This window comes from Azospirillum tabaci, from assembly GCF_014596085.1.
GTDB lineage: Bacteria > Pseudomonadota > Alphaproteobacteria > Azospirillales > Azospirillaceae > Azospirillum > Azospirillum tabaci.
Genome location: NZ_JACCJY010000017.1, coordinates 13,080 through 31,130, shown reverse-complemented (window position 1 = coordinate 31,130; position 18,051 = coordinate 13,080). Strand labels below are relative to the sequence as shown.

Annotated in this window: 17 protein-coding genes; 9 read left to right on the top strand and 8 right to left on the bottom strand. The window is 69.4% G+C overall.

The features are described from left to right. Window positions 1–22 precede the first annotated feature (22 nt). Window positions 23–556, bottom strand: a complete 534-nt coding sequence (locus H0B54_RS30260; protein ID WP_281390060.1) for a cold-shock protein — start codon at window positions 554–556, stop codon at window positions 23–25. Window positions 557–854: 298 nt separating this feature from the next. Between H0B54_RS30260 and H0B54_RS16055 the strand changes: the two genes are divergently transcribed. From H0B54_RS16055 to pth, 9 genes are all read left to right on the top strand, one after another. Continuing rightward, window positions 855–2,555 carry a long-chain-fatty-acid--CoA ligase gene (locus H0B54_RS16055; protein ID WP_246472564.1) on the top strand — a complete coding sequence of 567 codons (1,701 nt, stop codon included), beginning with the start codon at window positions 855–857 and terminating at the stop codon, window positions 2,553–2,555. Between the two features lie 138 nt (window positions 2,556–2,693). After that, window positions 2,694–3,680 (top strand): ADP-glyceromanno-heptose 6-epimerase, encoded by a 987-nt coding sequence (gene rfaD / locus H0B54_RS16050; protein WP_188261161.1) that lies wholly within the window; start codon window positions 2,694–2,696, stop codon window positions 3,678–3,680. 85 nt (window positions 3,681–3,765) lie between these two features. Next, window positions 3,766–4,572 (top strand): prolipoprotein diacylglyceryl transferase, encoded by an 807-nt coding sequence (gene lgt, locus H0B54_RS16045; RefSeq protein ID WP_188261160.1) that lies wholly within the window; start codon window positions 3,766–3,768, stop codon window positions 4,570–4,572. Between the two features lie 17 nt (window positions 4,573–4,589). Next, entirely contained in the window at window positions 4,590–5,720 is a 1,131-nt protein-coding gene (locus H0B54_RS16040) for a class I SAM-dependent methyltransferase (RefSeq protein ID WP_188261159.1), read from the top strand. Between the two features lie 46 nt (window positions 5,721–5,766). Next, window positions 5,767–6,534: a peptidoglycan editing factor PgeF gene (gene pgeF / locus H0B54_RS16035; protein WP_188261158.1), complete on the top strand. Its 768-nt coding sequence runs from the start codon at window positions 5,767–5,769 to the stop codon at window positions 6,532–6,534. A 119-nt stretch (window positions 6,535–6,653) separates the two neighbouring features. After that, on the top strand, window positions 6,654–7,133 hold the full coding sequence (locus H0B54_RS16030; protein WP_094304065.1) for a bacteriohemerythrin: 480 nt from the start codon (window positions 6,654–6,656) through the stop codon (window positions 7,131–7,133). Between the two features lie 199 nt (window positions 7,134–7,332). Next, a complete protein-coding gene (locus H0B54_RS16025) occupies window positions 7,333–8,268 on the top strand; it encodes a ribose-phosphate pyrophosphokinase (protein WP_014199935.1) in 936 nt (311 codons plus the stop codon). A 181-nt stretch (window positions 8,269–8,449) separates the two neighbouring features. Then, window positions 8,450–9,061 (top strand): 50S ribosomal protein L25/general stress protein Ctc, encoded by a 612-nt coding sequence (locus tag H0B54_RS16020; RefSeq protein ID WP_183181064.1) that lies wholly within the window; start codon window positions 8,450–8,452, stop codon window positions 9,059–9,061. Between the two features lie 87 nt (window positions 9,062–9,148). Further along, complete coding sequence (gene pth, locus H0B54_RS16015; protein WP_188261157.1) at window positions 9,149–9,724, top strand: aminoacyl-tRNA hydrolase; 576 nt, start codon at window positions 9,149–9,151, stop codon at window positions 9,722–9,724. Window positions 9,725–9,730: 6 nt separating this feature from the next. On the opposite strand, the gene yjfF is transcribed toward pth, so the two are convergent. The 7 genes from yjfF to H0B54_RS15980 all read right to left on the bottom strand — a co-directional run bounded on the left by yjfF (window position 9,731) and on the right by H0B54_RS15980 (window position 17,984). Continuing rightward, window positions 9,731–10,708: a galactofuranose ABC transporter, permease protein YjfF gene (gene yjfF / locus H0B54_RS16010; protein WP_109469404.1), complete on the bottom strand. Its 978-nt coding sequence runs from the start codon at window positions 10,706–10,708 to the stop codon at window positions 9,731–9,733. 4 nt (window positions 10,709–10,712) lie between these two features. Then, window positions 10,713–11,753, bottom strand: a complete 1,041-nt coding sequence (locus tag H0B54_RS16005) for an ABC transporter permease (protein WP_188261156.1) — start codon at window positions 11,751–11,753, stop codon at window positions 10,713–10,715. Further along, window positions 11,750–13,303 (bottom strand): galactofuranose ABC transporter, ATP-binding protein YtfR, encoded by a 1,554-nt coding sequence (gene ytfR, locus H0B54_RS16000; protein WP_188261155.1) that lies wholly within the window; start codon window positions 13,301–13,303, stop codon window positions 11,750–11,752. Before ytfR ends, H0B54_RS16005 begins: the two co-directional genes overlap by 4 nt. 38 nt (window positions 13,304–13,341) lie before the next feature. Then, complete coding sequence (gene ytfQ / locus H0B54_RS15995) at window positions 13,342–14,307, bottom strand: galactofuranose ABC transporter, galactofuranose-binding protein YtfQ (protein WP_137142905.1); 966 nt, start codon at window positions 14,305–14,307, stop codon at window positions 13,342–13,344. A gap of 192 nt (window positions 14,308–14,499) precedes the next feature. Next, entirely contained in the window at window positions 14,500–16,080 is a 1,581-nt protein-coding gene (locus H0B54_RS15990; protein WP_188261247.1) for an aldehyde dehydrogenase (NADP(+)), read from the bottom strand. A 37-nt stretch (window positions 16,081–16,117) separates the two neighbouring features. Beyond that, complete coding sequence (locus H0B54_RS15985) at window positions 16,118–17,044, bottom strand: dihydrodipicolinate synthase family protein (RefSeq protein WP_188261154.1); 927 nt, start codon at window positions 17,042–17,044, stop codon at window positions 16,118–16,120. 43 nt (window positions 17,045–17,087) lie between these two features. Beyond that, window positions 17,088–17,984 (bottom strand): SMP-30/gluconolactonase/LRE family protein, encoded by an 897-nt coding sequence (locus H0B54_RS15980; protein ID WP_188261153.1) that lies wholly within the window; start codon window positions 17,982–17,984, stop codon window positions 17,088–17,090. Window positions 17,985–18,051: the final 67 nt, after the last annotated feature.

Genomic DNA, 18,051 nt, shown 5'->3' with positions numbered 1-18,051 from the left:
CCTTTCGGCGTCCGCGACCGCGTCACAGCAGCACAACCCAGGATGCCTCCCGTCCCTTCGGCGCGGCGCGCGCCCGCAGCAGCACCCGCTGTCCGGAGTCCAATCCGGTCAGGTTGCAGCGGCGCAGGACGCTCTTATGCACGAAGACGTCCTTGGCCCCGTCGTCCGCGGTGACGAAGCCGAAGCCCTGCTCCGGCTTGAACCACTTCACGGTGCCCGTCAATTCCTCCTCGGGGCCGGATGCCGCGTCGTGGCGCGCGTTGCGGCTTTCAGCGGGCGTTCCGGTGCTCAGAACCTCCAGGATGTCGGCCACCTGCGGCCCCTTGGCCCCCGGAGCCATTCGGCACAGAAGCTCCGCCCCCTCGCCGATCTCGTGCAGCCCGGCCCGGTTCAGGACGGAGATGTGCAGGAAGGCGTCGGTCGTCCCGTCCTGCGGCGCCACGAAGCCGAAGCCCTTGACCGGATCGAACCACTTCACCAAAGCGCGGAGCTGGGCCGCTTCGCCAGGGGCGGGAGCGGCCAGAACGCCGCTGGAATGCGAATCGGCTGAAGGCAAGGGTCCGAACCTTTCGGGCGAGGCGCCGGGCGCGGTGGAACAAGCTCGGCGCCGCCCGGCATCGCCGGACCGTCCGCCGGGCATGAATTTAGCCACACGGAAAATAGGGTTTCCAGCGCAATTTTTTCTTCACACCCGCCGTTTGCCTCTGGCGGCGGCACCGTCACAGGGACCATTTCTCCGGATGACGGGTTTCAAAAAGGGCTACGATGAGCCAAAGGCCCCCCGAACATGATTGGAACAAGCCCGAACGGGCGCCGGGGCCAAACAAGAACCGAACATGGGAGGGATAACGATGATGGGGGAATCGGCCCGCACATTGCCGGACCAGAGCTGGACCCTGGGCTATCCGCCCGACGTGGACTGGAACGCGCCAATTCCGGTGAAACCGCTGACCGCGCTGCTTGAGGACGCGGCGGCCCGTTTCGCGGACCGTCCCTTCCTGGACTTCATGGGCAAGCGTTCGACCTACGCGGAGGTGGCGCGGATGGTGGACCGCGCCGCCCGCGGCTTCCAGGCGATCGGCGTCGGCAAGGGCGTGCGCGTCGGGCTGTTCCTGCCCAACACGCCCTATTTCGTGATCTGCTACTTCGCGATCCTGAAGGCCGGCGGGACGGTGGTGAACTTCAACCCCCTCTACGCCGAGCGGGAGCTGCACCACCAGATCACCGACAGCGGCGTCGAGCTGATGGTCACGCTGGACCTCAAGGTGCTCTACGGCAAGATGGCGCGGATGCTCGCCGAATCGGGGCTGAAGCGGCTGGTGATCTGCCCGATGGCCGACATCCTGCCCTTCCCCAAGAACTGGCTGTTCCCCATCGTGAAGCGGGCGGAGGTCGCGCGCATCCCCGCGGACGACCGCCACCTGTCCTTCCGCCGGCTCGTCGCCAACGACGGCGCCCCGAAGCCGGTCGCCATCGACCCGGCGGAGGACGTGGCGGTGCTGCAATACACCGGCGGCACCACCGGCGTTCCCAAGGGCGCCATGCTGACCCACGCCAATCTCTATGCCAACACCGAACAGTGCAGCCTGTGGTTTGTCGGCGCGCGGCAGGGGCAGGAGCGGATGCTGGGCGTGCTGCCCTTCTTCCACGTCTTCGCCATGACCGTGGTGATGAATTTCAGCATCCGCATCGGGGCGGAGATCGTGATGCTCCCCCGCTTCGAGCTGGATCAGGTGATGGAGACCATCCACGCCAAGAAGCCGACGCTGTTCCCGGCGGTGCCGACCATCTACACGGCGATCAACCACCACAAGCATCTGGAGAAATACGACCTCTCCTCGATCCGCTACTGCCTGTCGGGGGGCGCGCCCCTGCCGGTGGAGGTGAAGGAGGCGTTCGAGCGGAACACCGGCTGCGTCCTGGTGGAGGGCTACGGCCTGTCCGAGTCCTCGCCGGTCGCCACGGCGAATCCGGTGTCCGAGCTGAACAAGGCCGGCTCCATCGGCCTGCCGCTGCCCGGCACGCTGATCGAGATCGTCAGCCTGGAGGAGCCGCGCCGCGTCCTGCCGGTCGGCGAAAAGGGCGAGGTGTGCATCCGCGGCCCGCAGGTCATGAAAAGCTACTGGAACAAGCCGTCCGAAACGGCGCTGACCCTGGTGGACGGGCGCCTGCACACCGGCGACGTCGGCTATATGGACGAGGACGGCTACACCCACATCGTCGACCGCATCAAGGACATGATCCTGTGCAGCGGCTTCAACGTCTACCCGCGCAACGTGGAGGAGGCGATCTACCTGCACCCCGCGGTCGCCGAATGTGTGGTCGCCGGCCTGCCCGACGAGTACCGCGGGCAAACGGTGAAGGCCTACATCCGCGTCGACGACGGCAAGACCCTGACGCGGGAGGAACTGATCGACTTCCTCAAGGACAAGCTCTCCCCCATCGAGATGCCCAAGGCGGTCGAGTTCCGCGGTGAGCTGCCCAAGACGATGATCGGCAAGCTGTCCCGCAAGGCCCTGCTGGACGAGGAGGAGGAACGGCGGAAGGGCGCGTAAGAGTCCGCGTGCTCTTCCGGAGTCGCCTCTTCCGGAGTCGCAGGGCGGCCATACGCCCCACCCCACCTTGCGGCCCCGCCCCCCGGACCCTATAAGGACGCTCGTCCTTTCTTTCGGTCCGGCGGCAAGGAAAAGCGCATGATCGTGGTCACCGGTGGGGCCGGTTTTATCGGCTCGAACCTCGTGGCGGCCCTGGCCGCGCGCGGGATCACCAACGTCGCGGTGATCGACCGCTTCGGCGATGGGGAGAAGTGGCAGAATCTCGCCAAGCGGGAACTCGCCACCCTCGTCGCGCCGGAGAACGCGCTGGCCTTTCTCGACCAGCACGCCGCGGAGATCGACGTGATCTTCCATCTTGGCGCCATCTCGGCGACGACGGAACGCGACGTGGACAAGATCGTCGCCAACAACGTGGCGCTGACGCTGGACCTGTGGCGCTGGTCCTCGTGGCGGGGCGCCCGGCTGATCTACGCCTCCTCCGCCGCGACCTACGGCGACGGCTCCGCCGGTTTCGACGACGACGGGTCGCCGGAAGCGCTGGCGACCCTGCGCCCGCTCAACGCTTACGGCTGGTCCAAGCATCTGATCGACCGCCGCGTCGCCCGCGTGGTGACGGAGGGCGACATCGTGCCGCCGCAGTGGGCGGGCCTGAAGTTCTTCAACGTCTACGGCCCCAACGAGCGGCACAAGGACGACATGATGAGCGTCGTCGCCAAGCTGCACCCCAAGCTCAAGGCCGGGGAGCCGGCGCGGCTGTTCAAGTCGCATCGTCCGGATTTCGAGGATGGCGGGCAGCTCCGCGACTTCATCTTTGTCGACGACTGCGTGGCGGTGATGCTCTGGCTGTACGACAACCCGCAGGTCAGCGGGCTGTTCAACGTCGGCACCGGCAAGGCCCGCAGCTTCAAGGATCTGGCGCTCGCCACCTTCGCCGCGCTGGGGCTGGAGCCGCGCGTCGAGTATTTCGACATGCCGGCCGAGCTTCAGGGCAAGTACCAGTATTTCACCGAGGCGCGCACCGAACGCCTGCGCGCCGCCGGCTTCGACCAGCCCTTCACCGAACTGGAGGAGGGCGTGCGCCGCTACGTCCAGGATTTCCTGTCGCAGCCCGACCCCTACCGCTGACGGTCCCGCCTCCCCCGCCGAGGGGGGAAACGCCGAGACAACAGCCCAAACAACAAGCCCAAACAACACAAGGCACCCGCCGCGCATGCTCGCCATCGCCTTCCCCGCCATCGACCCCGTGGCGTTCGAACTCGGGCCGATCGTCATCCGCTGGTACGCGCTGGCCTATCTGGCAGGCTTCGTGCTCGGCTGGCGCTACTGCCTAGCGCTGGCCCGCAGCATGCCGGGCCGCCCCTCGGCGGAGGATTACGACGACTTCCTGACCTGGGCCGTGGTCGGCGTCATCCTGGGCGGGCGCATCGGCTACGTGCTGTTCTACAATCTGCCCTTCTACCTCCAGAATCCGCTCGACGCGCTGATGGTCTGGCACGGCGGCATGTCCTTCCACGGCGGGCTGATCGGCGTTTTGGGCGCGATCCTGCTGTTCTGCTGGAAGCGCGGCCTCTCGCCGCTGGCCTTCGGCGACCTGATCGCCGCGGCCGCCCCCATCGGTCTGTTCTTCGGCCGCATCGCCAACTTCATCAACGGCGAGCTGTACGGACGCCCGGCGCCCGACGTGTCCTGGGCGGTGGTGTTCCCGCGCGACCCGTTGCAGGTTCCGCGGCACCCCAGCCAGCTCTACGAGTCCTTCCTGGAGGGGGCGGTGCTGTTCGTCCTCCTGGCCATCCTGGTGCGGATGCCCGCCGTGCGCGGGCGGCCGGGCATGACCGCGGGCATCTTCTTCATCGGCTACGGCCTGTCGCGAATCATCGCGGAGTTCTTCCGCGAGCCGGACGCGCAGCTGGGCTTCCTCTACGCCGGGGCGACGATGGGACAACTTCTGTCCGTGCCGATGGTTCTGTTCGGTGTCTGGCTGGTCGCCCAGGCCCGCCGCCGCCCCGCCGCCGTCTGAGTTCGGAAGGTCCCGTCATGAGTGATGCCGCCCCGGACAGCCTCGCCCTTCACCTCGCCCGCCGCATCCTGATGGACGGGCCGCTGTCGGTCGCCGCCTTCATGGCGGAGGCGCTGGGGCATCCGCGGTTCGGCTACTACATGCGCCAGGATCCCTTCGGCGTGTCCGGCGACTTCACCACCGCTCCGGAAATCAGCCAGATGTTCGGCGAGCTGGCCGGGCTGTGGTGCGTCGACACCTGGGCGCGGCTGGGCGGCCCCACCCCCTTCCATCTGGTGGAGCTGGGGCCGGGCCGCGGCACGCTGATGCAGGACGCGCTGCGCGCCGCCGCGCTCGTCCCCGCCTTCCGCGAGGCCGCCCGGGTCCATCTCGTCGAGACCAGCCCGACCCTGCGCGCGCGCCAGAAGGAAACCCTGGCCGGCACTCCGGTCACATGGCACGACCGGCTGGAGGATGTGCCCGAAGGCCCGACCCTGATTCTCGCCAACGAGTTCTTCGACGCCCTGCCCATCCGTCAGGTCCAGAAGACCAACCACGGCTGGTTCGAGCGGCTGGTCGACCTCGACCCCGCCGCATCCACCGACACGCCCCGCTTCCGCTTTGTCCTGGAAGCCTTCGGCAGCGCCGGCGCCCGGCTGATCCCACCGGCCCTGCGCGACGCGCCGGAGGGCAGCGTGGTGGAAGTCTCCCCGGCCTCCCAGGCGGTGGCCCGCCTGATCGGGGAGCGTCTGGCCACCCACCCCGGCGCGGCATTGGTGATCGACTACGGCTACCGCGGCGGACCGGCGATCGGCGACACGCTCCAGGCGCTGCGCCGCCACGCCTACGCGCCGGCGCTGGAGGCGCCGGGCGAGGCCGACCTGACCGCCCACGTGGACTTCGCCGCCATTGCCGCCGCCGCGCGCGAGGGCGGGGCGGACAGCTTCGGCCCGGTGGACCAGGGCGACTGGCTGACCCGTCTTGGCATCCAGCCGCGCGCCGCCGCGCTGAAGCGCAGCGCCACGACGCAGCAGGCGGCGGACATCGACTCCGCATTGGCCCGCTTGATCGCGCCGGACCAAATGGGCACCCTCTTCAAGGTGTTGGCCCTCGCCTCCCCCGGCTTGGGGCCTCCGGCGGGCTTCGAAGGCCCGGAACCGGCATCCTGAACACTGGCATCCGAACAAGAGACCGCGACAGCAAAGGGACGGGTTCGTGATTACGCTTGGCGCGCTGAATGACATCACCCACATCCGACACGCCTTCTTCACCCGCACCGGCGGCGTGTCGACGGGGCTGTACGCCTCGCTGAACGTCGGCTTCGGGTCCGGGGACGCGCCCGCCGCCGTTGCGGAGAACCGCGCGCGCGCCGCGGCCCGCATGGACGTTCCGCCGGAGCGCCTCGTCACCTGCTACCAGGTGCACAGCCCGACCTGCGTCGCCGTCACCGAGCCCTGGACACCCGATCAGGCGCCCCACGCCGACGCCATGGCGACCGACCGTCCGGGGATCGCGCTGGGCATTCTGACCGCCGACTGCGCCCCGGTGCTGTTCGCCGACGAGAAGGCCCGCGTCATCGGTGCCGCCCACGCCGGCTGGAAGGGCGCCAAGGGCGGCGTTCTGGAGGCGACCATCGAGCGGATGGAGGAGCTGGGCGCCAAGCGCAACCGCATCGTCGCCGCCATCGGTCCCTGCATCGCCCAGCGCTCCTACGAGGTCGGGCCGGAATTTCCCGCTCCCTTCCTGGCAGAGGACCCGCGCAACCGCGATTATTTCGCCCCGGCCCGCCGCCCGGATCATTTCCTGTTCGATCTGGCCGGCTACATCACCCGCCGCCTGGGCGACACCGGGGTGGAGATCATCCAGCGCTGCCCCAACGACACGGTGGTCGAGGAGGACCGCTTCTTCAGCTACCGCCGGTCCTGCCTGCGCGGCGAAAAGGACTATGGGCGCGGCCTCTCGGCTATCGTCCTCCAGGGCTGAACACGATAGAAAAGTTCCCGCCCGAATTTTGTTCTTACCTCTGACTGATTGCGATACGACCCATTTCGGGTAAGATCGATTCTCAAGGGTGAGGGCATTCCGGAGAGGGAGACGCCGGCATGACGATGGACGCGCACCGGGAGGAAACGCATCGGGGCGATGGGCGGGGCGGCGACGGGCGAAGCGATTGGCGCAGCGCGCGGATGGTGCTCGACAACGGTGGGCTGGACGCCGACCACCGGATGCAGCACGAGTTGATCCGCCGCTTCGTCGCCCTGCCGGGCGAGGAAGCGGAGCGCAAGCCGGCGTTGGCCCTGCTGAGCGAGCTGCGCCGCGTCTCGGTCCGCCATTTCCTGCGGGAGGAGCGTGTCCAGGCCTCGATGCGCTACCCGCATCTGGAGGAGCACCGGGCACAGCATCGCCGGCTGGCCACCCTCCTGGACGACATCATCGGGCAGGTGGACGCCGAGGAGTCGGCCTTCGAATACGGCTATGTGAAGGCCAAGGCGGACGAGCTTCTGCAATTCTGGTTCTTCGACCATTTCGTGAAGGCCGACCTGCCGATGAAATCGCACCTTGCGAAGTTCGCGGTGCGGTGATGCGCAAGCGTCCTGCTGCCACGCTTGCGCCATGCGGGAATCGCAGGGCCGGCTGGCTGCGGCGTCTTGAACCCCCCGTCATGGAACGTTTACATAGGTCCGGCCCTTTGTTATGGTCCGCCGCGTTTTCAAGGGGCGGCGTCGGCAAGGGACTGACGGGCGCACCGGAACCTATTCCCTGCAGAGAGAGCCGACTGCGATGAAGGTGCTTGCCGGCAACAGCAACCGTCCGCTGGCCGAGGCCATCTCCACCTGTCTCGGCGTGCCGCTGACCAAAGCGAGCATCCGCCGTTTTTCGGACATGGAGGTGTTCGTCGAAATCCTGGAGAACGTGCGCGGCGAAGACGTGTTCGTGGTCCAGTCGACGTCGTTCCCGGCCAATGACAACCTGATGGAGCTGCTGGTCACCATCGACGCCCTGCGTCGCGGGTCGGCCCGGCGCATCACGGCGGTCCTCCCCTACTACGGCTATGCGCGCCAGGATCGCAAGACCGGCCCGCGCACGCCGATCTCGGCCAAGCTGGTCGCCAACCTGATCACCCAGGCCGGCGCCAACCGCGTGCTGACCATGGACCTGCACGCGGGTCAGATCCAGGGCTTCTTCGACATCCCGACCGACAACCTGATGGCCGCCCCGGTGTTCGAGAAGGACATCCGCGCGACCTTCGAGGACATCGGCGAGGTGACGATGGTGTCGCCCGACGTCGGCGGCGTGGTCCGCGCCCGCTCGCTGGCCAAGCGGCTGGACGCCGATCTCGCCATCATCGACAAGCGGCGTGAGCGCGCCGGCGTGTCGGAGGTGATGAACATCATCGGCGACGTCAAGAACCGCCGCTGCATCCTGCTCGACGACATCGTGGATTCGGGCGGCACGCTGTGCAACGCCGCGGTCGCCCTGATGGACGCCGGCGCGAAGTCGGTCCACGCCTATTGCACCCACGGCGTCCTATCCGGCGGTGCGGTGGCCCGCGTGGCCGTGTCGCCGCTGGAGCAGCTCGTCACCACCGACAGCATCCAGGCGACCGAGGCCGTGCGCGTGTCCCGCAACATCCGCCAGCTCACCATCGCCCCGCTGCTCGCCGACGCGATCACCCGCATCAGCGAGGAGCGTTCGGTGTCGAGCCTGTTCTCGTAACGGCGCCGGACCACACGCGAAAAGCCCTTCCCCTTCACGGGAGAAGGGCTTTTTTCATGGGCGCCATCCGGGAGTTTCCGGACTCTTTCCTTGACGCCGCGCCCCGCATGGCTTAATCACCGCGCCCACGCGTCAGCACCCCTGGAGGCTGGCGCTTTTTTCCGTTCAAGGAGTTCTTCCGATGACGCAGATCGTTCCGCTCAGCGCCGAAGCGCGCGACCGGGCCGGCAAGGGGACCGCCCGCCAGACCCGTCGTGATGGCCGTATCCCGGCCGTGATCTACGGTGGCAAGCAGGCCCCCATCATGATTTCGCTGGAGAAGTTCGCGTTCACCCGCGTTCTGAACCAGGCGGGCTTCTTCACGCACCTGTTCGACGTCACCGTCGATGGCGCCACCCACCGGGTCCTGCCGCGCGACGTGCAGTTCCATCCGGTCACCGACGTCCCGCTGCACGTCGACTTCCTGCGCGTCTCCGCCGACACCCGCACCACCGTGCAGGTTCCGGTCGAGTTCGTCGACCAGGAGAAGTCGCCGGGCCTGAAGCGCGGCGGCGTGCTGAACATCGTCCGCCACGAGCTGGACGTGACCGTCTCCGCCGGCAACATCCCGGAGCAGATCACGATCTCCTGCGAGGGCTACGACGTCGGCGATTCGATCCACATCTCGGCGGTGAAGCTGCCGGAGGGTGTCGCCTCGACCATCACCGACCGCGACTTCACGATCGCCACGATCGTCGCCCCGTCGGGCCTGAAGTCCGAAGAGGCCGAGAGCACCGAGGCCGCCGCTTCCTGATCGGAAGCCGCCTTTGGGGTTGCGACAGGGGGCTTCGGCCCCCTGTTTCGTTTCCGGCACGCTGTTTCGAGATGAGGAGAATGCGCCATGCTGCTGCTGGTGGGATTGGGCAACCCTGGCGCCGAATACGCGCGCAACCGGCACAACATCGGCTTCATGGCGGTGGAGGAGATCGCCCGCCGTCACGGCTTCGGCCCCTGGCGCAAGCGCTTTCAGGGCCAGACCGCCGAGGGCACGATCGGCGGCGAGAAGGTGATCGCCCTGGAACCGCTGACCTTCATGAACCTGTCCGGCCAGTCGGTCACCGCGGCCGTCCAATTCTTCAAGCTGAAGCCCGAGGACGTCGTCGTCATCCATGACGAGCTGGACCTGCCGCCCGGCAAGCTCCGGGTGAAGAAAGGCGGCGGGCATGGCGGACACAACGGCCTGCGCTCCATCGACGCGCATCTCGGCAAGGAGTATTGGCGCATCCGCCTGGGCATCGGCCATCCCGGCGACAAGGACCGGGTCAGCGGCTATGTGCTGCACGACTTCGCCAAGGCCGAGCAGAGCTGGCTCGACCCGCTGATCGACGCCGTCGCCGACGCCTTCCCGCTCGTCGTGAAGGGGCAGGCGGAGAATTTCATGAACAAGGTCACCCTGGCGACCACTCCCGCCAAATAGGCGGGATCAAGCCTCCGCCGGGGCGCCGCCGCGGCCGGTCCAGACCGCCAGAAGGCCCTTCTGCAGCAGGATGAAGACGAACAGCAGGACGCCGATGGCGATCTTCGTCCACCAGCTGCTGAGGCTGCCGTCGAAGGTGATGTAGGTCTGGATCAGCCCCTGGATCAGCACGCCGATGAAGGTGCCGATCACGTAGCCGTAGCCGCCGGTCAACTGGGTCCCCCCGATCACCACCGCGGTGATGGTGTCCAGCTCCACCCCCGTCGCCGCCAGCGAATAGCCGGCCCCGGTGTAGAGCGAGAAGACGATGCCGGCCAGCCCGGCCAGCAGCCCCGACAGGGCGTAGACCGCGACCGTGGTGCGGCCCACCGGCACGCCCATCAGCTCCGCCGACTGCCGGTTGCCGCCCAGCGCGTAGAGGTTGGCGCCGAAGCGGGTCCAATGGGCGCAGACCACCGCGGCCGCGACCACCCCCAGCATCAGCAGCGCCGGCAGGGTCAGCTTGCCCCCGCCGTCGAAGCGCAGCGCCAGATCGCCCAGCTCCGCATAGAGCGGGTGGTTGATCGGAATGGAATCGGTGCTCAGCACGAAGCCGAGGCCGCGGGCGACGAACATGCCGGCCAGCGTGACGATGAAGGGCGGCATCTGGAAGACGTGGATCACGGCGCCCATCGCGGCGCCGAAACCGCCGGCCACCGCCAGCGCCACGGCGAAGGCGGAGAAGGGGTGCCAGCCGCCCTGCTCGATCAGCACAGCCAGCAGCACGGTGGTGAAGCCGATCACCGCCCCCACCGACAGGTCGATGCCGCCCGACAGGATCACGAAGGTCATGCCGACCGCGGTGATGCCGAGAAAGGCGTTGTCGGTCAGCAGATTGCCGACGACCCGCAGCGAGGCGAAGTTGGGAAACTGCGCGGCGCAGAGCAGGAAGCCGACCACCAGAACGGCGCTGGTGACCAGCAGGGGAAGGAAGCGGTGGATCATGGCGTCACGCTCCCGCGCTCGGGCTTGGGCTCTCGGGTTTGGCTGGCGCCCGGACCGGCCGTGGGTTGGCCGGGCGCGGCAGGAACAGGGTCAGGGTCGGCGATTGCAGCAGCAGGACCACCATCAGGACGCCCGCCTTGACGATCAGGTTGAACTCCGGCTTGAAGCCGCTCAGCAGGATGCCGGTGTTCATCGCCTGGATGGTCAGCGCCCCGACCACCGACAGCAGCAGCCCGAACCGGCCGCCGAGCAGGGAGGTGCCGCCGACCACCACCGCCAGGATGGCGTCCAGCTCCAGCCACAGGCCGGCGTTGTTGGCGTCGGCGCCGCGGATGTCGGCGGCGACCACCAGACCGGCAACGGCGGCGCACAGGCCGCACCAGACATAGACCGCGATCAGCACGACCGGCGTGTTGACGCCGGCCCCGGCGCTGGACAGCCGGTTGACGCCGACCGCCTCGATCATCAGCCCCAGCGCGGTCATCCGGACCAGCAGGGCGGTCACCCCCAGCAGGATGGCGGTGATGACCACCGGCATCGGCACGGTCAGGAACGACCCGCTGCCGATGAAGGCGAGGCCGGGACTGGTGAAGGTGACGATCTGCCCTTCGGTGACCAGTTGGGCGATGCCGCGGCCGGCGACCATCAGGATCAGGGTGGCGACGATCGGCTGGATGCGCAGGACCGCCACCAGCAGCCCGTTCCACAGGCCGCAGAGCAGGCCGGCCGCCAGCGACGCCGCGAGCACCGGGGCCAAGCCCCAGCCCGCCTGGGTCAGGGTGGCGGCGACCGCGCCGGAGATCGCCATCACCGCACCCACCGACAGGTCGACGCCGCGGGTGGCGATGACCATGGTCATGCCGATGGCGAGCAGCGCCACCGGGGCGCCGCGATTCAGCACGTCGATTAGACTGCCGAACAGCCGGCCGTCCTGCAGGCGGATGGAGAAGAAATCGGGGAAGAGCAGCCAATTGGCCAGCAGCACGGCGGCCAGCGCGCCGTATTGCGGCAGGGTGCGCGACGGGCCGGAAACCGACCGCGTCATGGGCGCGGCTCCCCGGCCACGGCCGGTTCCGACGCGATGGCGGCGACGATGCGGTCCACGGCGACCTCCCCTCCCCTCAGCTCCGCCACATGGCGGCGGTCGCGCAGCACGACGACGCGGCGGCTGTAGGCGACGATCTCCTCCAGCTCGGATGAGACCACCAGCAGGGCCATGCCGTCGGCGCACAGCCGCTCGATCAGGCGGATGATCTCGGCGTGGGCGCCGACGTCGATGCCGCGCGTCGGCTCGTCGAGGATCAGCAGGCGCGGCTCGGTCGCCAGCCAGCGGGCGAGTAGCGCCTTCTGCTGGTTGCCGCCGGACAGGAACTGGATCGGCTGCTCCGCGTGCGGCGTGCGGATGTCGAGCAGCCGGATGAAACGGTCGGCGATCTCCTCCTGGCGGCGGCGCGGGAGCGGCCGCAGCCAGCCCTGCCGCGCCTGGAGCGCCAGGATGATGTTCTCGCGCACCGAGAGCGCGCCGACGATGCCCTCCTTCTTGCGGTCCTCCGGGCAGAAGCCGAAGCCGAGCTGGATGGCGTCGCGCGGGCCGCGCAGCCGCACCGCCCGGCCGTCCACCGCCGCCTCGCCCCGGTCGGCGCGGTCCATGCCGAAAACCAGCCGCGCCGTCTCCGTCCGTCCGGAACCGAGCAGCCCGGCGAGCCCCACCACCTCGCCGGGGCGGATGTCGAGGTCGAAGGGCTCGACGCTGCGCGCCTTGCCGTAGCCGCGGAAGCGGACCAGCGGCGGCCGGGCGTCCTCCTCCGCGTCATCCGCCGGCAAGGCGATGCGGTGAGCCGCCGCCTCCAGCTCCCGCCCCAGCATCATGGCGACAAGGTCTAGGCGCGGCAGCTCCGCGGTGCGTCGCTCCCCCACCAGGCGGCCGTTGCGCAGCACGGTGATGCGGTCGCACAGCGCGTAGACCTGATCGAGGAAATGGGTGACGAAGACGATGCCGATGCCGCGTGACCGCAGGGTCCGCATCACCTTGAAGAGAACCGCCACCTCCTGCGTGTCGAGGCTGGCGGTCGGCTCGTCGAGGATCAGCACCTTGGCCGACATGTCCACCGCGCGGGCGATGGCGACGATCTGCTGGGTCGCCACCGAGAAGCGGCCGAGCGGCGCCGTCACGTCGAGGGACAGGCCGTAGGGCATCAGCACCGCCCGTGCCCGCCGCCGCATGGCGCCGCGGTCGACCAAACCGAACCGCATGGGCTGCCGGCCGAGGAACAGGTTCTCCGCCACCGACAGGTTCGGCAGCAGATTCACCTCCTGATAGACGGTGCCGATGTGCAGGCGCTGCGCCTCCTCCACGCCGCGGGGGGCGATGGCCCGCCCCTCCAGCGTCACGGTGCCGGCGTCGCGCTGGTAGACGCCGGTCAGCGTCTTGATCAGAGTCGACTTGCCGGCGCCGTTCTCGCCGAGGAGGGCGTGGATCTCGCCGTGGCGCACGGTGAAATCCACGCCGTCCAGCGCCTGGACGCCCAGGAAGGCCTTGGACAGGCCGCGGATCGCCAGAAGCGGCGGGGACGCGGTGGGGGTGGGGTCCGTCATGCGGGGGACCTCGCCGGCGGTGCCGTGGGACGGCCGGGTCAGTAGGCGTCCTTGCGGCGTTCGTACTCGGCCTTGGCGGTGTCGGGGGTGAACAGCGCCGATTCCGTCTGGATCCATTTCGGCGGCGCCTTGCCGTCCTTCTTGAAGGCGATCAGCGCGTCGAAGGCCGGACCGGCCATGTTCGGCGTCAGTTCCACGGTCGCGTTCGCCTCGCCGTCGGCCATCGCCTTGAAGATGTCAGGCACGCCGTCGATGGACACGACCAGGATGTCCTTGCCCGGCTTCAAGCCGGCCTCCTTGATCGCCTGGATGGCGCCGACCGCCATGTCGTCGTTGTGGGCGTAGACCGCGCAGATGCCCTTGCCGCCGTTCTCCGCCTTGATGAAGCTCTCCATCACCTCCTTGCCCTTGGCGCGGGTGAAGTCGCCGGACTGGGTGCGGATGATCTTCATGCCGGGATTCTTGGCGACGACCTCATCGAAGCCCTTCTTGCGGTTGATGGCGGGGGAGGAGCCGACGGTGCCCTGGAGTTCGACCACGTTGCAGGTGCCGCCGGTCTGCTTGGCCAGCCACTCGCCGGCGACCCGGCCCTCAAGCACCGTGTCGGATGTGACGGCGGTCATGTAGAGGCCGGGGTCCCTGGTCTCGATCTGGCGGTCGAGCAGGACGACCGGGATCTTCGCCTCCTTCGCCTCCTTCAGCACCGAATCCCAGCCGGTCGCCACCACGGGGGCGATGAAGATGGCGTCCACGCCCTGGGCGACGAAGGAGCGCACGGCCTTGATCTGGTTCTCCTGCTTCTGCTGGGCGTCGGAGATCTTCAGGTCGATCCCGCGCTTCTCCGCCTCCGTCTTGGCGGTCTTGGTCTCGGCGGCGCGCCAGCCCGATTCCGAGCCGATCTGCGAGAAGCCGACCACCAGCTTCTTGTCGGCGGCCTGCGCACCGCCGAGCCCGATCAACAAGGCCGCGGCGGCAGCGGCGGAGATCAGCCATGTCCTGGACATACCGTTTCACTCCCCTGGGTGTCTTGTCATCGATCCGGGCAGCCCCGGCGACCCGCCTGTGCCCGCTCGCATCTGTTCGTTGAGCCAACATTAGGCGTCGAAAACCATATCTGTCCAATACGATTATCGACCGAAGCGATACCGAAACCGGCATGATCGCCCGATGCGGGCAAAGCGTTGCCGGTCCTTCCCTCACTCTTGTCCCGGCACGCCGTCAATCCGCCGCCACAGGCCGAGCGGGTTGCCGTCGCGCAGCGCCTCCGGCAGCAGGGCGGCGGGAATGTCCTGGTAGCAGACCGGGCGCAGAAAGCGCCGGATCGCCAAGGTGCCGACCGAGGTGGTCCGGCTGTCCGAGGTGGCCGGGAAGGGACCGCCATGCACCATGGCATGGCAGACCTCGACGCCGGTCGGCCAGCCGTTGGCCAGGATGCGGCCCGCCTTGCGCTCCAGGGTCGGCAGCAGCGCGGCCACCGCGTCGCCGTCCGCCGGCTCCAGCTGCACGGTCGCGGTGAGCTGGCCTTCCAGCCGCTCGGCAACGGTCCGCATCGCCGCCGTGTCCGGGCAGCGGATCAGCAGGGACGCCGCCCCGAACACCTCGTCCTGCAGACCCGGAGCGGCGAGAAAGGCATCGGCCGTCGTGCCGAACAAAGCGGCTTGCGCCTGGTTCGGGCCGCTGCAGGCCATCCCGCGGGCGAGCGTTGCCACGGCGGCGCTGCCGGACAGCCGTGCCACCCCCGAATCATAGGCGGCGTGGATGGCCGGGGTCAGCATGGTCGAGGCGGCGCTGCCGCCCAGCGCGTCCACCGCGGCGGCGGTGAAGCGGTCGAGGTCCGGCCCGTCGACGCCCAGCAGGATGCCGGGGTTGGTGCAGAACTGGCCGGCGCCCATGGTCAGCGAGGCCACGAAGCCCTTGCCCAGCGCCTCCGCCCGCGCGGCGAGCGCCGCCGGCATCAGGAAGACCGGGTTGATGCTGCTCATCTCCGCATAGACCGGGATCGGCTCTGCCCGGCGGGCCGCCGCTTCCATCAAAGCCAAGCCACCGCCGCGCGAGCCGGTGAAGCCCACCGCCTTGATGCGCGGGTCGGAAACCAGCGCCGTTCCGATGGGGTTGCCGACGCCGAACAGCAGCGAGAAGACGCCCTCGGGCAATCCGCAGAAGGCCACCGCCGCCTGAATGGCCCGGCCGACCAGCGCCGACGTGCCGGGATGGGCGGAGTGGCCCTTGACCACCACCGGACAGCCGGCGGCAAGAGCCGACGCGGTGTCGCCCCCGGCCACCGAGAAGGCCAGCGGAAAATTCGACGCGCCGAACACCGCGACCGGGCCGAGCGGGATGTGGCGCTGCCGGACGTCGGGGCGCGGCAGCGGCTTGCGCTCCGGCTGGGCCGGGTCGATGCGGGCCTCCAGCCAGCCGCCCTCGCGCACCGTCTGGGCGAACAGGCGGAGCTGGCCGACGGTGCGGCCCCGCTCCCCCTCCAGCCGCGGGCGCGGCAGGCCGCTCTCGGCCATGGCGCGGAGGATCAGATCGTCGCCGAGGTCGAGGATGTTCGCGGCGATGGTCTCCAGGAAGGCGGCCCGCGCCTCCAGCCCGGTCTCGCGGAAGGCGTCGAAGGCGGCCCAGGCCAGCGCGCAGGCGCGCTCGACCTCCGCCGCCCCGCCGCCGCCGAAGACCGGCTCCAGCTCCGCGCCGGTGGCGGGATCGACGGCGCGGAAGGCGCCGTCGGAACCGCGGTGGCTCTCGGCGCCGATCAGCATCTCGCCGGTGATGGTCATCATGGGTCTCCCGGTTTGGCGAGGGGTGGCGCCGTCCTCAGCGCGCCCAGCGCAGGACCAGCGGGTCGAGGCGGCGGGCGGCGTCGAGCAGGCCGGCGCGGCTGGCCGGGTGCGGGTCCGCCAGCGGGTGGCGCACGGCGTCGCAGGCGATGATGCCGCCCTCCTTCATCAGGATCTTGGCGGTGGCGAGCCCGCACTGGCGGTTCTCGTGGTTGATCAGCGGCAGCCAGCGCCCGTAGGCGGCCACCGCCGCCTCGCGGTCGCCGGCCAGGAAGGGGTCGATGATCTGGCGGATGCCGTCGGGATAGCCGCCGCCCGTCATGGCGCCGGTGGCCCCGGCGTCGAGATCGGCCAGCAGGGTGATGGCCTCCTCGCCGTCCCACGGCCCTTCGATGGCGTCGCCGCCCAGCTCGATCAGCCGGCGCAGCTTGGCGGCGGCCTGCGGCACCTCGACCTTGAAGTAGGCGACGTTGGCGATCTCCTGCGCCATGCGGGCCAGCAGCTCCGCGGACAGCGGGGTGCCGCTGACCGGGGCGTCCTGGATCATGATCGGGATGTCGATGGCGTCGGACACCCGCTGGAAGAAGGCGACGATGCCCGCCTCGGGCACGCGGATGGTGGCGCCGTGGTAGGGCGGCATGACCATCACCATGGCGGCCCCCAGCTCTTGGGCGCGGCGGCTGCGTGCGGCGCAGGCGGCGGTGCTGAAATGGGTGGTGGTGACGATCACCGGCACCCGGCCGGCGACGTGGCCGAGGATGGTCTCCATCAGCAGCTCGCGCTCGGCGTCGGTCAGCACGAACTGCTCGGAGAAATTGGCGAGGATGCACAGGCCGTCGGAGCCGGCGTCGATCATGAAGTCGACGCAGCGCGTCTGCCCGGCGAGGTCGAGGTCCCCCGTCTCGGTGAAGATGGTGGGGACGACGGGGAACACTCCCCGGTAGGGACGGGCGCTGGATGCCATGGCCGTAAAGTCCTTCTGGCGGGTCGGTCTGCGGAGGAGCCGGTCAGCCCGGCGGTCGGCCGAAGCGGCCGGGCGGCAGGCCGCGAACGCCGGGATCGCACTCGAACAGCGCGCCGGCCAGCGGTTCGTCGGGGCGGCCGTCGCGGCCGATGCCATGCGCGGCGGTGGTCACGAACAGCCGGTCGAGGGCGGGACCGGCGAAGACGCAGGAGGTGACGCGCGACACCGGCAGCGCGATCGTCCGGTCCAGCGCGCCGTCGGGCCGGAAGCGGCTGACCCGCCCGCCGTCCCAATGGGCGACCCACAGGCCGCCTTCGGCGTCGCAGGTCATGCCGTCGGGATAGCCGTCGTCTTTGGTGAAGCGGATGTGGGCGCGTTTGCCGGACAGCCGGCCCACTTCGTCCACATCGAAGGCGTGGATCGTCCGCGCCGCGCTGTCGGTGTGGTAGAGCGTCCGCCCGTCCGGGGACAGGGCCGGGCCGTTGGCGACGGTGTAACCCTCGTCCACACGCGCGATCGAACCGTCGGGGTCCAGCCGGTGGAAGGCACCGGACGGTGTTTCCTCGCCATCGTCCATGCTGCCGATCCACAGGCGCCCCTGCGCGTCGGCCTTGGCGTCGTTCAGCCGGTTGCCCGGCCGGCCGGGGTCGATCCGCGCCAGTTCCCCGGCGATCACCGCGCGGCCCGGCTCCAACCGCAGGCGGACCACCCGGCGCGAGCGCAGCCCGGCGATGAAGCCGTCGCCATCGGCGCATTCCACCAGCCAGCAGGCCGCGTCCTCCAGCGCCCAGTCCGTTCGGGACCCGTCGTCGAGTCCGTGGCGCAGGATTCGCGCGCCGTGGATGTCGACGAAGAAGACGGCGCCCTGCCCCGGCGACCACAGCGGGCCTTCGCCCAGGAGCGCCCGGGCGGGCCAGACGCAACGAACCTCCTGCGGCATGCCGTGTCGCCTCCCCCTCGCGATCCCGTTCCGAATTTTGTTGACCATGCGAACAATAGAGAGCGTT